Annotated in this window: 12 protein-coding genes; 8 read left to right on the top strand and 4 right to left on the bottom strand. The window is 51.3% G+C overall.

What is annotated here, in order from left to right; translation table 11 throughout:
• The first annotated feature begins 79 nt into the window (after positions 1–79).
• Positions 80–1783, top strand: coding sequence for a hypothetical protein (locus L855_RS04120; RefSeq protein WP_159784523.1), 1704 nt, complete (start codon positions 80–82; stop codon positions 1781–1783).
• On the opposite strand, the gene thiS is transcribed toward L855_RS04120, so the two are convergent.
• The 3 genes from thiS to L855_RS04105 form a co-directional block, all read right to left on the bottom strand.
• Complete coding sequence (gene thiS, locus L855_RS04115) at positions 1780–1989, bottom strand: sulfur carrier protein ThiS (protein WP_159784520.1); 210 nt, start codon at positions 1987–1989, stop codon at positions 1780–1782. The genes L855_RS04120 and thiS overlap by 4 nt on opposite strands.
• A gap of 130 nt (positions 1990–2119) precedes the next feature.
• Positions 2120–3025 (bottom strand): Hpt domain-containing protein, encoded by a 906-nt coding sequence (locus tag L855_RS04110; protein WP_159784517.1) that lies wholly within the window; start codon positions 3023–3025, stop codon positions 2120–2122.
• A gap of 57 nt (positions 3026–3082) precedes the next feature.
• A complete protein-coding gene (locus L855_RS04105) occupies positions 3083–3934 on the bottom strand; it encodes a tetratricopeptide repeat protein (RefSeq protein ID WP_246198718.1) in 852 nt (283 codons plus the stop codon).
• 5 nt (positions 3935–3939) lie between these two features.
• Between L855_RS04105 and L855_RS04100 the strand changes: the two genes are divergently transcribed.
• A complete protein-coding gene (locus tag L855_RS04100) occupies positions 3940–4557 on the top strand; it encodes a DnaJ domain-containing protein (protein WP_219729862.1) in 618 nt (205 codons plus the stop codon).
• A 15-nt stretch (positions 4558–4572) separates the two neighbouring features.
• Here L855_RS04100 and L855_RS04095 read toward each other — a convergent pair whose 3' ends face one another.
• The gene (locus L855_RS04095; RefSeq protein WP_159784514.1) at positions 4573–5166 is read right to left on the bottom strand and encodes a hypothetical protein; all 594 of its coding nucleotides are present in this window, start codon (positions 5164–5166) and stop codon (positions 4573–4575) included.
• A 298-nt stretch (positions 5167–5464) separates the two neighbouring features.
• Between L855_RS04095 and cas3 the strand changes: the two genes are divergently transcribed.
• The 6 genes from cas3 (at position 5465) to L855_RS04065 (ending at position 13798) form a co-directional block, all read left to right on the top strand.
• Positions 5465–7606: a type I-D CRISPR-associated helicase Cas3' gene (gene cas3, locus L855_RS04090; protein ID WP_159784511.1), complete on the top strand. Its 2142-nt coding sequence runs from the start codon at positions 5465–5467 to the stop codon at positions 7604–7606.
• Positions 7607–7644: 38 nt separating this feature from the next.
• A complete protein-coding gene (gene cas10d / locus L855_RS04085; protein ID WP_159784508.1) occupies positions 7645–10671 on the top strand; it encodes a type I-D CRISPR-associated protein Cas10d/Csc3 in 3027 nt (1008 codons plus the stop codon).
• A gap of 126 nt (positions 10672–10797) precedes the next feature.
• Positions 10798–11793 carry a type I-D CRISPR-associated protein Cas7/Csc2 gene (gene cas7d, locus L855_RS04080; protein ID WP_159784505.1) on the top strand — a complete coding sequence of 332 codons (996 nt, stop codon included), beginning with the start codon at positions 10798–10800 and terminating at the stop codon, positions 11791–11793.
• Between the two features lie 111 nt (positions 11794–11904).
• The gene (gene cas5d / locus L855_RS04075) at positions 11905–12681 is read left to right on the top strand and encodes a type I-D CRISPR-associated protein Cas5/Csc1 (protein WP_343039234.1); all 777 of its coding nucleotides are present in this window, start codon (positions 11905–11907) and stop codon (positions 12679–12681) included.
• A 39-nt stretch (positions 12682–12720) separates the two neighbouring features.
• The gene (cas6, locus tag L855_RS04070) at positions 12721–13548 is read left to right on the top strand and encodes a CRISPR system precrRNA processing endoribonuclease RAMP protein Cas6 (protein WP_159784499.1); all 828 of its coding nucleotides are present in this window, start codon (positions 12721–12723) and stop codon (positions 13546–13548) included.
• Positions 13549–13585: 37 nt separating this feature from the next.
• Complete coding sequence (locus L855_RS04065; protein ID WP_246198716.1) at positions 13586–13798, top strand: PD-(D/E)XK nuclease family protein; 213 nt, start codon at positions 13586–13588, stop codon at positions 13796–13798.
• Positions 13799–13923 lie beyond the last annotated feature (125 nt).

The raw sequence follows: 13923 nt of genomic DNA, 5'->3' as shown, positions 1-13923 counted from the left end.
TTGACCCTTGGCCGTTATGATCGCCCCAAGCTAGGGTGAAACCCATTGGTTGCTACTGTCGTTATATAAAGGCGTTGCCATGACTACAGTTGATTTGACGGGTGTATCGTATCAGGAAAGTTTTGCAACATTAGGGGAGGGATTGCCGACCGGTTGGGCGATTTATACGGGGGCTACTAAGTCAGACTTAGGTATTCTCAACCTATTTGACCCCGAGCCAGCGACTTGGAATGAGTTGAGGGGAGCGTTTAAAAATCTAGCATCTCTTAATAGTGGGTTGGAGTTTGGAGATGCCCCAGCACAACAAAGAGCGGCGGGCGATCGCGCCCTCGGTATTCGTCAATCTGCAAGCTTCGGAGACCCCGGTGCAGCCTTTGTCTTCTCTCTAACCAATACGGAAGGTTTTGAAGACTTTCAACTCTCTTTAGAAGCCCAAATGCTCAGTGTTCAAGACCGTTCTACCTCTTGGACGATTGACTATCGGGTTGGAGAGGAGGGGGATTTTTTTTCGTTGGGACTCTACGAAGACCCGGAGGTTTGGGGTATTACTCAACTCAGAACTGGGGTAGAACTATTAGAGTTTAATGATGACATTAATAATCAACTAGAACCTGTTCAGATTCGCGTTGTTGCTCTCTCTGAAAGCACCGGTTCAGGCTTTCGAGATACGATCGCCATTGACAATTTTAGGTTGACCTATCGCCCCGTTGAAGAGATTGGCGATTCTCAGGACAATGCTCCCCAAATCATAGCCATTCAACGGCCGGATGATGCTGATAAAATTACGAACCAAGAGACAATCATCTACGAAGTTCGCTTTAGTGAACCCGTAAAAGAGGTGGATGTGGATGATTTCACCCTCACTACTACCGGAACCGCCACAGCCGACATTGCCTCAGTCTCGGCCAACTCGGGAACGGTGATTGAGGTCATTCTGGAGGGAGTCACAGGGGAGGGAAGTCTGCGTCTGGATGTTCTCCCAGAGACAGCTAACATCGTTAATCTGGCGGGAGTTCCTCTGAGTGAGGGATTTGTCGAGGGCGATCGCTATATCATTGAGCTTAAAAGCAACGAGCCTGAAAGCAACGAGCCTGAAAGCAATGAGCCTGAAGGCAATGAGCCTGAAAGCAATGAGCCTGAAAGCAATGAGCCTGAAAGCAATGAGCTATTCCCTAACCTGATACCGGAACCCAGCCCCGATCCAGAACAGGACTTAAACCCCGACCCTGAGCTAACTCCTGACCCTACACCCACTCCTCCTCCACGAAGGATTATCAACCAACTGATTCTGGGAGTGGGGACGTATCCAGAAACCCTGATAGGCGGCGATGGTGACGATACCATCGCCGCTTTTGATCAGGATGATGTGATTTTCGGGGAAGGGGGGAATAACTTCTTATTCGGGAACAAGGGGAACGATCGCATCTATAGCGGCGATGGCGATGATACTCTCTTCGGCGGCCAAGGGAACGATCGCCTTATCGGGGGCCCAAGAAACACCGTCCTATCTGGAGACTTAGGACGAGACACCCTCACGGGGGGAGGCGGAAACAATCTATTTATCCTACGTCCCGACAGTGACCAAGACCTGATTACAGACTTCAACATCGAGAGCGATCGTCTAGGTCTGTCCCATGGCCTACGCCTAGAGGATTTACGATGGATTCAAGAGGGTGACGACACCCTTATTCGGCTAGAAGATGGGAGGGCGATCGCCAGCTTGCAACAGATTCAAGCCAACCAGATCCAGCCAAGCCAATTTCGTATCTTGTCCCCTCCTTAACCTCCACCTACAATTGTGACAATCTCCAGGCGATCGCCATCTTTCATGGTGGTTGTAGACCAGTATTGACGATGCAGAATTTCACCATTGTACTCCACCGCAATCAGACGGGGATTAAGTCCAATTTCCTGCAAAAACTCCGGCAGCGATCGCCCGGAAGCACAATGTTTTTGTTCACCATTAACGGTTAATGTAATTTGGGTCATGGGGGGGGAACAGGGAACAGGGAACAGGGGGGAAAGAAATGGTAGGATGTGTTCCGGCATCAGTCCAGGTATTGACCTAGACCCATCGATTCAAACTTGCCGGAACGCATCGCTTGCCGGAACGCATCGCTTAGGCTTGCGCCACTTTGTAAAGCATCTTGGCTAACTTCATCAACTGAGGTTTTTCAAACACATCCGTCAGGGCTTTTACCGCTGAAGTGGGGTCAGAGCGAATCAGAGCATAGTGGCCCCAGGCTCCGGGTTCGGCGTCCGCTAGATGTTTGAGGCTGAAACTGGGGGAAATGGCATTCTCATCCCCGGCGGCGATCGCCTCACCGGCCTCCCGTAACTCCACAATCACCACCGGGGCTAAAATCCGATAGGGGTTATTCTCATTGCGAACCGCGCGGTCTGCTAAATCCGTTAACTCCCTCCACGGCGAGGAGTCAGACGCCAGTTCCTGGAGATGCTGACAAAAGACCGCTAATTTTTGCCGAGTCTCTGAACTCTCCCCCTGACGAAACAGACTTAACATCTGCCGTAATAGCTCGCTGACGTCATCTTGGATGTTGCCCTTCAGCTGAGCCGATGAGCCAGCGGCCGGAGTATCCACGGGACTTCCTCCCGCTTGCAGATGTTTCAGATGGGCCTCAAGTTCCCCAAACGCCGGTTCAACCCGACTAAAAACCTCATCAGCATCCTCATCCCGTAACCCGAACGGGCTTTGTAGGAGTTCCAAGAGTTCCCGAAGCGAATCCACCCCCTGCAAAAAGAGACTTTCTAGCTTTCGGTCAATGGGCAACGTCTCTTGTTTTAAGACCTTGAAATAATCCTCCAGGCGGTGGGCAACCTTTTGAATGGAACTATAGCCCAACATGGCCGCCCCCCCTTTGACGGAGTGAGCCGCACGGAACATTTCATCAATCTCCTCGGAATTTTGAACCGTTGCCGGGAGGTCTAATAACCCGTTTTCCAGGGTATTGAGGTGTTCTTTGCCTTCCTCAATAAAGAAGCGGACAATTTCTTCAGATGCCACAGGCTTACTCCTCAATCAATATCAGGACAGGCTCTTGCTCAGAGGGGGATGGGGGACTTACTCCCCAGACTCTTCTTCAGCGGGACTGGGACTGGCTTCACGAGCTTGGATGTCTTCGAGGAGAATTTGAATCCGGTCTTTCTGTTGGGCGGGGGCCAACTCCAACGCCGTATTCAGAGCGGCTTTTGCCTCATCGAGTTGACCGGTTTCCTCTAAAATCAGCCCCTTACCCACCAGGGGACGAAAATCACTCGAATGCTCTTGACTGAGATTCTCAAACACATTCAACGCCTGATCATAGCGTTGTTGCTCGGCATAGACTTGTCCGAGAAGCAGTTGGGTGGAGACCACATCAATACTTCCGGGTTCCGCTTGGTTGGCTTGAGGAGCCAGTTGTAGGATATCCTCAATGGCGGCGATCGCCGCTTCGGGGCGCTCTTCCTGAAGTAATAGTGTCACCAGACCTTGGAGCGCTTGCACATTGCCCGGTTCCTGGTTAATCAGGGCCCGATAGGTTTCCACCGCTCCCTCGCGATCGCCCAAATACTGTTTTGTCTGAGCCAGCAACACCCGATAGCGAGATTCCTCGGGGTTCAATTCCGCCAGCCGTTCTAAGGGGGGGACGGTTCCCTCTACGTCATTTAACTGACGACGCACATCAATCAAGCCGCGCAAGGCCGTTTGATTATCCGGTTCGCGTTCCAACACCAGCTTATAGCCTCGTTCCTGAGCCTTGAGGTCATCATCGGGCGTCGTGGCGCTCGGGGTATTCGTGGGAGTAGGGGTAGAACTTCCCTGATTGGCTTGTAACACCCCACCGAGTAGGGGCCCAATCGAGAAGCCAAGAAAGGCGATTAAGCCGATGGCCAGCACAATACGACTAAACCAACCCGAACGCTTTTTAGACACAGACTTTGCCTCAACTGCAACTGAACGTCAACCGGAACTTGAGTCATAGGGTGTTCCGTCACCCTGACTATCTACCATTGTCGGCGAAGGAATCCTTTAGACTGAAGGAAGGGGGTGCGATCGCCCCAACAATTCCTCAAGGTCGCGATCTAAACCTGATGAAAGATAACCCACCGATACTTATTATCTTACAACTGTTGCCAATTTTAGTGGTGTTGACGGCGATCGTAAACCCTAACTTGGCGCTCCCCCTGATCGCCCTATTAGCCGTCTTATTCCCGGTTATCCTCTATAAGTTCATCCAACAGGCCTCTCGGGACTTAGGACGAGAACTCTATTCCCGCAATCCTGAAACCACCCGCTTCGAGAACTGGGATGAGGTTCCCATCTTCGACCAGGAGCCGAGTGCCGTCAATCCTCTCTTCCAACGGATTCAAGCGGACTTAGCCCGGTTACGACTGGCCTATCCCTTCGACGAAGAACAGCTCACCCAAGCCTACCGCCGTCGCGCTCGCGAAACCCACCCCGATGCGGGGGGAAGCGAGCGCGAGTTCATTGAAGTCCGGGAAGCCTACGAACGGCTCCAGGAGGTCTTGGACCTAGAAATAATCCAGGAGTTTTAGCTCCCACTTAGTCCCCTATCGATATCTCCATTTTGCCGGCCATGGGGCCTTTAATTTCACCAGTCCCCCGCTAAGACGAGGGGAGACAGCACTGAGATTGACTTGAGCAAATGTTACACCCTGGGGGAATTGATCGATGATCAATCGCTGTTGTTGGGCAATGCGATCGCGCAACTGGTCTAGGATGGTGGCGAGCCTGGGCTGGCTATAGTCCACAGGAGGGCTAAAATCGGCTTCTAAGCTGGCAATATCCTGGTAATCGTTTGATTGGAGTAAAAGTTGTAGTTCGGCGGCTCCCTGGGCGAATCCGAGTTGTTCGAGTAGATGTGTGGCGGTGGCAATCGCCCCCCGTTGGCTGCTAGTTAGCAGGAGGGGAAAGTGACTCTGTTTGAGGTGGTAGGGGTGGTGCGGCGCACTCTCAATCTCGAACCCACAGGACCTGAGTTTCTTCAGGGTGCGATCGAGTTTCTGTGTCACATCTCCCCTGGCGTGACCCATTTCATCGAGGTCAAGGCTGAGTTTTGTGATTAACTCGTCACGACTGATGGGACCGTGACACAGATGCTTGAGGAGTTGCAGGATAAAGCTGAGTTGGGAATCTGGAGTCATGGTTTACATCAGTGGTAGAACCGTGACTCAGCCGAGTCACAGCGGGACGTTGCTGGGAATTTTGTCGAACACTCAATCATTCTGACTCGTTTGTGACTCAGCCGAGTCACAGCGGGACGTTGCTGGGAATTTTGTCGAACACTCAATCATTCTGACTCGTTATCAAAAAATGATAACAACATTCCTGAAACTGGTTATAGGCTGAACACTAAGCCACAATCCAGTCCCATGTTCAAAAAATGATAACAACATTCCTGAAACTGGTTATAGGCTGAACACTAAGCCACAATCCAGTCCCATGAAACTCGCTCTATATCCCCTTTTCTCCCAACTCAACCCCAACGCCCAACACTGTCCCCTCGGCTGTGCCGGACAATGCAAAGTTAGTAGCTACTTAACCCCACCCGCCGGGGCTGACTGTCCCCTATCAACCCATCAAGTCGAAACCGCTGCCGAGCTTTTGTTTGGGGAGGCGGATGTGATCTTCAACTGTTCAGCCACAGGAGATGGGAAAACCCTAGGAGCGAGTTTACCCAGTCTCCTCGATCGCCAATTTCGCTTCATGGGACTTTATCCCACCATCGAACTCGTCGAAGACCAAACTCGCCAACAACGGCAATATCACCAAGACTTCCAGCTGGATGCCAGTGAACGGATCGATCGCCTCTACGGAGAAGAACTCAGTCGCCGCGTCAGTGAAGAGGAGTCTAGCCGCATGGTGGAACTCATGGTGGCTATCAAAACTAAACCAATTCTGCTGACGAATCCCGATATTTTCCATCTCATCGCCCATTACCGCTACCGCGACCCGGCCTATGGTACGGCGGAGTTGATTTGTCTTCTGGCGGAGTTTCCTGATGTCTGGGTCTTCGATGAATTTCATATCTTTGGCCCCCATGAGGAGACGGCTGCCCTCAATATCATGATGCTCATTCATCAGATGCAAACACGCCGCAAACGCTTTCTCTTCACCTCCGCCACGCCACGAGACAGCTTCTTAAAACAATTGCAACAGGCCCAATTGCAGTTTAGGCAGATTCAGGGAACCTATTGTCATCAACCCACAGTTGGCTATCGCCCGATTCTACAAGGGGTGGACTTGGAGGTCGTCCAGACCGAGGATGTGGTGCAATGGTTGGACGCGAACGCCGCACAACTACGCCAGCATTTGCGTGAGGATGGGGGCGATCGCCCAGGACGGGGATTAGTGGTGTTGAATGCGATCGCCAAGGTCCATCAGGCTGTATCTAGCCTGTGCGATCGCCTACCGGATATTGACATCGTAGAAATCAGTGGTCGGATTGACCGCCAGGAACGGGACTGCATCCGCGATCGACTGGCCAATGAGAGGGCAACGGCACCGGTTCTCGTCATCGCCACCTCAGCGGTGGATGTGGGGGTGGACTTTCAGATCCATCTCTTAGTCTTTGAAAGCAGCAATGCCGCTACCACCATTCAGCGGCTGGGACGCTTAGGCCGACATCCTGGCTTTGACCAGTATCACGCCTATCTCTTGACCTCAGCTCAAACCCCCTGGCAGTTAGAACGATTGCAAGAGGATTTAGCCCCAGAATTGACCACCGCAACCCCCATCTCCCGCGATCGCTTCAACCAAGCCCTAGAACACAGCTTGGAACTACCCCAAGCCTTTGACGACTATCGACGGCGTTGGGGACCTCTACAAGCCCAGGGACTCTTAGCCCAAATTGCGGAGGACAAGTTTACTCGCAAGGTCAGCGAACCCCTGCGGCAACGGATGAGGGAGAGTTTTCAGACTCTCTGGGGCGATCGCTTCCCCTCTAGCCGAGGTCAGTGGTACAGCTTGGAACATAGCCCCGTCGGACCGGCCATCCAAGACGAACTCCTGCGCTTTCGGGGTGGCTCGGCCCTACAAATTGCCGTCTGGGATGACAGCAGTCCTCAGAAACGGTTTTATACCTATGATCTGCTGCGATTACTGCCCGTGGCGGACATTGAACTCATTGATCGCGAGGCCTTTTTCAACCAGGCCCGTCCCCAGGGATTTAGCACCAGCAGCTTTCCCGAGCGATTCTTACGGGGCTATGTACGGCTGCGAGAATGGCGGCAGGAGAGAGCGCCCCTAGACCTCAGTACCGGGTCCACCGCCGGGGAACTGGACTGTTGCCAACTCAGCCAACTGCGGCACTTGCGTATTTCCCAGCATTTGGACCTCTCCCGCCAACTCAGCGGACAGGCCGTTCTCTGTTTTCTCATTCCCGTGAACAAACACAATCGCCGCAGCCATTGGACCGTGTTTCTCCGTCTCAAACTCCCGCCCACTTTTGGCCTCTATCGCCTCAACGATGCCGATGGCAACAGTTACGCCTGTGCCTTTGACCGCGATGCCCTTCTCCTAGAGGCCTTAAAACCCAGACTAGCGGATTTATGTCGCCGTCGTCCCACGTCTTTAATTTTCTGATTCACCGTTCAATCCCCGATTCTCTCTCCATCAATGCCATGACAACACTATTACAAACCCTCCTGACCGCCACCTTACCCGCTGAGACTGACCCAATTTTGCAAGCCTACATTGCCCAGCTTGTTCCCGCCATGGAACGGGAATTTGGCGGCATTTCCGCCCAGGGAGGGTCAAGACGGCTCCATGAACACCAACTGCGGCAACAACTCAATGCCTCCGAGGCCGGGAACCCCGAGGCGATCGCCCGCATTCAAGAACAGGCCCAACGCTATAGTCGCCGCCCCGACCAAAACCTCTGCGTCCATTGTCTCAACGGCTTACTCATCGCCTGGAACCTCGCTGAAACCCTCTTCCCGCTCAACGAGTCGGAAAAACGGGTTCTTTGTCTCGGTCAGACCCTCCATGACTACAACAAATACTGTCATGCCAATGGAGAAGGTGCGCCCAAAGCTCATGAAATTGCCGATATTCTCAATCTCTGTAGTGATTTGGGGGCAAAACTCCAGTTCCAGGAGTTCTGGCCCGATTGGCAATCTGCTCTGGTGGATGTGGCCTTTCTTGCCCAAAATACTCAGTTCAAATGTGCAACTAATCCTTATCTGCAGGAGTGGCAAGACTATGGAGACTTCTACCTCGATTCACGACGGTTATCGCAACTGCGAGATCTGTCAGCCATTGGCGATATTACCGTTCACATGAAGGATCCCGCCGATGTGGAAACGGCATCTTCAGGAAAACGGTTGCAAGACCATTTAAGGGGTTTAGGGAGTCCCCTAAGATTTCGCTATCACCGCCTACGGGATACCATCGGCATCCTAACCAACACCATCCATAATACGGTGATGACCTTTGCCCGTGAACAGGGTTGGCAACCGGTGGCATTTTTCGCCCAGGGGGTGATCTATCTCAGCCCCAAACAGGCTGAGGTGCCGGATCGAGAGTCCCTGAAAACCTATCTCTGGGATGGGATTCGGGAACTTCTCGCAGACAATATGTTTCAAGGAGATATTGGTTTTAAACGAGATGGGAAGGGGGTTAAAGTAGCGCCCCAAGCCCTAGAATTGATTCCTCCGGCGGAGTTAATCCGGGGGCTGCCTCAGGTGATGTTCGCGAAGGTGCAAAATGCCAAGGTTCCGGCAACGCCCAAGCGGTTAACGAAACTGCAACAGCGGGGCGATCTCAGTGAGGCGGAGTGGTCAGAGATTAAGGCCTACAGTGATTTACGGGCAGACCGTTTGGCTGAGTTTCTCTTGTTTGTACAGCGACAGTTTTTTGCGGCGATTCCCGAGTTTGTGCCTTGGGTGATTGACTATTGGGGACTGGCTGGGGTGTTAATGCCGGATCAGGTTGAGATTGTGCTGGGGGGAGTCAATTATGGCTGGTATCGCCTAGCAGCCCATGTTTTGGCCCGTCATTCCGGTTGGGATGATGAGGATCTCAAGGCACAGTTGCAGGACTTGGCTGAGGCGATTGTGGACTGGGGACAACGGGGCGATCGCCTCCCTCCCTATGAAAGTCCCACGCAGCAGGTGTTTGACAGTTATTTGGACAGCTATTTGGATCTCTCTGGCTGGGACAGTTATTTGGGTAACTTTGCCCAGGAATTAGACCGCTACAGTCAGGCTAAAACTCGCCAAGGCAAACAGCCCATTTGTACCTTAAGTTCCGGGGAGTTCCCCTCGGAGGATCAGTTGGATTCGGTGGTGCTTTTTAAACCTCAGCAATACAGTAATAAGAATGCTTTAGGAGGGCGACAAATTAAACGGGGAATTTCCAAAATTTGGGCATTAGAAATGTTGATCCGGCAGTCCCGTTGGTCAGCCAGTGCAGGAAGTTTTGAGGATGAAAAGCCGGTTTTTCTCTATCTGTTTCCCGCCTATGTCTATGCCCCACAAACCATTAAGGCACTTCGTGTGTTTTGTCAAGACGTTGTGCAAACTCTTAATCTTTGGAAGGTTAATGACGCTTGGATTAAGAATTGTTCTCCGGAAAAATCGGGGGGAGAATCGGGGCTTTTAAGGGTTCTTTATGGCTTAAATTGGCTTCCTGAGGCGTCTGAAGCGGGACGTTTTGCCCGATCTCCTGAATGCCGTCGTTATGATAGCGGCGATTTACCCTTTGTTGCCACCTTGATCACAAAAGTTGGCAAGAAGAAAACCTTGACAGAAGCTTGGGTGGTTCCTTTATTTCTTTCCTTAGCCTTACCACGATTGTTGGGAATTCGGGTCAGTGCGAGTAGTAGTCATGTGCCACTCTATGGGAGCGATCGCGATTTTCTGGGGGCTGCCCAAATTGACGGGGCTGGGGGATTTTGGGACTTGTTATCTGCCTCAGTTACTGAGTCTCATGGTTGCATTCGTATCCAAGAGATTGACCCCTTGCTAACGCGGCTCTTGATTGTCTATAGCTTGCATTTAGATAGTCGCAGTAGTCCCCCAGATCCTCGTTGGCAAGACTTGAAAAATACCGTTCGGGAGGTGATTAGTGATGTTTTAAATGTGTTTGTTTTAGCGGATTCAGGCTTGCGGGCAAAAGGCCGAGATGCCAACCCCGCAGAAGCACGCCGATATTGGTTTTTTGCTCAACAACTTGCTCAGGACAATGTACTCATGACTGAAAAACTCTCAGTAACAAAAGAGTTGGTGACCCGATATCGCCGCTTTTATCGGGTACGACTGACGGATTCGAGTCATGCGATTCTTTTACCGTTAACGAAGGTGCTAGGGGCAATTTTAGCCATCCCTCCTCACCTAGAACGTGATGATATCATTCAGCAAGCGGCGGGACAACTGAAAGATGCTATTGACCGTCAACCGGCGTACACTCGTCCTCTTTTGTTGGATAAGTCTCTGGATTATCAGATTCGATTTCAGCAGGAGTTGGAAGCGGTTTTGGAGTTTACTACCTTTTGCGTTGAAGAACTCTTTGAACGCCACTATAAAGGCGATCGCGCCCTCTTACAAGAAAACCGCAACCGCATTAAATCCGGGGTTGAATTCGCCTACCGAATTTTGACCTTAGAAGAAAAGGATGAGAACCAAGATATCGACAAGGAAACCTCCTAAATTCACTGTCCTAAGACACGCCACTTGCCATCCCCTCCTGGGAGGGGCTAGGGGTGGGTATGGGGTTCCTGGGCAACCACAAGGGATTGCCCCTACATTGTACATTACTAATTACCAAAAATAACCATGTTAGACCATCTCAAAGAACACTTTGTCAAAGAATTTCCTCGCATTGCATCGGGTCACTATATCCACCTCTTTGTTCTCCGTCATAGCCAGTCCTTTCCGGTGTTTCAAACCGACGGTGTTCTCAATACCGCCCGCACCCAAGCCGGACTCACGAAACATCGTGACCTGTTTAATCGTTTGGTGATGTTTAAACGGAAACAGACGACCCCTGAACGACTCACCGGTCGAGAACTGTTACGCGCTCTTGACATTACCAGCCAAGCCAAAGATGCTGAGAATTACTGTGCCTATAATGGCGAAGATTCTTGTAAACAATGTCCAGATTGTATTCTTTACGGATTTGCCATTGGAGATAGTGGTGCGGAACGGTCAAAAGTCTATTCTGATTCAGCCTTTTCTCTGACTCCCTATGAAACCTCTCACCAAAGTATGACGTTCAACGCTCCCTCGGAAGCGGGGGCCATGAGCGAGGGTGGTGTGATGCGTCACTCCATCAATGAACAAGATCATGTGATTCCTGAAATCACCTTTCCAGTGGTCGAAACGTTGCGGGATGTGACCTATGAGGGGTTTATCTATTTGGTAGGAAATCTCTTGCGGACTCGACGTTATGGCGCTCAGGAGTCTCGCACGGGAACAATGACCAATCACCTGGTAGGAATTGCTTTTTGTGATGGGGAAGTCTTCAGTAATTTACGGTTAACTCAAGCACTCTATGACCGGTTGGAGAATCCAGAGCAGATTCCGGGAATTGATGGATTGAAATTATTAGCCGAGACGACAGTCCGGGAGTTGTTGGCTGAGGAACCGGTGCGTCAAACTCGCGTTTTGTTTGGAGATGATTTAGCAGAAATCATGAAAAATGTCAAGGGTTTATATCAAGATGATGAGGCGATCGCCGCAATTCTAACGACCCTCAATCAACAGACTCATCAGTACGCACAAACCCACGGAGCTAAAGCCAAAACCACCAAGAAAAAAAGTAAGAAATAACGACTGATGTTCTAACTTTACCTCCGCCTCTTTTTGGGGGCTGAGGCTGGGTTGTGGGCAGACCAAACGGGAACTCCCACACCCGATTTCCGATTCTCGCTTACGGTTTCAATGATGATGCTATATTCTTGCGTTCTAACCCTCCATGACAATGTATTTTTTGCCTCACGGGAGATGGGGTTACTGTTTGAAACGGAGAAATTTTTTCACAATTGGGGGCTGAGTTATGCGCTTTTTTCCGGGAGAGAACTGCCACAAATGTATCGACTGACCGGAGAGGCGGCTCAGCGACCCAGTTACTTTCATCCAACAGCAGAAAACCGCCTAGAAGTCTTAAGCGACCTGGACATTTATGTGTTTCCGGCTCAACCGTTGCAATGGTCTTATCAAATCAATACCTTTAAGGCGGCCCAGACGACCTATTACGGAAAATCTAAACAATTTGGAGATAAGGGGGCCGATCGCAATTATCCCATTAACTACGGTCGGGCCAAAGAGTTGGCGGTGGGAAGTCGCTTTCGGACCTATATTCTGGCCCCGGAAACGGTGGTAATTCCCCGTTGGATTCGTTTGGGAAAATGGGCCGGCAAAGTGCAGGTTGAGGTGGAGGCAATTCCGCCTGAATGTCAAACGATTGATCGTGGGGACTATTGTTGTGATCACCCCCTGAACCCATTGGATTTGCCCCCGGAAACAAGGGTGCGTCTTTATGACCGGGTGGTGATGCCTCCGGCGAGTCTGTTGCGGCGATCGCAGCTATCGGGGGAGTATCTGGCACTGCGGGGGGACGCCTGGGACCTCTGGCGACAGGAACGGGAACTCCCCCAAAAGCTCAATCTCCCCTATGGTTCTCGCTATGGGGCCAACTACCATGCCCCAACTCCCTAGAGATTTATAGTTGGGATTTATCGTTTACTGAGGTTCAAGATGACGAATACGGCGTTACATCGAATTACGGTTGATTTTGTATCCTGCGATCGCCAAACGCTTCCAGACCTGTTGGGGCGGGCATTACACGCTCAGGTGATGCAATGGTTGCAGGCGGGGAATCCAGAGTTGGCCCGTCAAGTCCATGATGCGAATTTGACCCCTTTTAGTCTGTCACCGTTACGGACGCGATCGCCTCGGCTGCGATCGGGCGATCGGGTTCATCTAACCATTGGCATTTTACAGGGCAACTTATTACAACCTCTATTTGCAGGACTCTGTGCTTGGGAACAACAGGTCTGTTCTTGGGCCAATTTGACCTTCAAACTTGAGCGGGTGAATGCGATTCCGGGGAGCGATCCTCGGGTTCAGGCCAGCAGTTATGAAGCGATCGCCGCTCAAGATACGTTAGGAACGGATGTGGAACTACGGTTTCACTCTCCCATGAGTTTTAAGCAAAAGCAGGGGATTCAGATGTTCCCGTTACCGGAGTTAGTCTTTGACGGCTTGCGGCGACGTTGGAACCACTTTGCCCCAGACGCGGTGCAAATTCCTGAGTTGGACTGGGGGGGCTGGGTGGCTGCCTATGACCTCAAAAGTCAAGCTTGGAAAGGACAAGGTGGAGTGGAAATTGGGGCGATCGGTTGGGTGCGTTACCGCTTTGGAGATCCCTATATTCAAGACTATGCCAGTATGTTGGCGCGATTTGCTGAGTTTGCTGGGGTTGGACGTAAGACGGCTCAGGGATTTGGCTATACGGAACTGGTGTTGAAACGAGGTCGGGGATCTTCGGGGCAAAAACCTCGGCCCAGATTGCAGCCAAAGTGATCCAAGTTAGATGAGTTTAATGTTAGGAGAAAGACGGATGGATGACTATTTACCGTTGGCATTTTTGAACGCCTGGGAGTATTGTCCTCGACGCTTTTATCTGGAATATGTGTTGGGGGAGTTGCGGGACAACGAACATATTATTCTTGGTCGCCATTTACACCGCCATATTGATGAAGCGAAGACACGGCAGGAGGGAAATATCACGATTCACCAGCAGCAATGGGTTTGGAGCGATCGCCAGGATTGAAAGCCTCAATCTTGATGCACCTCTGGCGGATATTTACGCCAGCCTAGATTTGAGCCGTATTGCGCGAGAGGAAGCCCCTGAGCAACATCGGTGATTTTTTAGATTATACAAATCTATCAGAATAT

This window comes from Sodalinema gerasimenkoae IPPAS B-353 (genome assembly GCF_009846485.1).
GTDB lineage: Bacteria > Cyanobacteriota > Cyanobacteriia > Cyanobacteriales > Geitlerinemataceae > Sodalinema > Sodalinema gerasimenkoae.
Note: the sequence above shows the minus strand (reverse complement) of the source record. Positions and strands in the feature narration are given on the sequence as shown.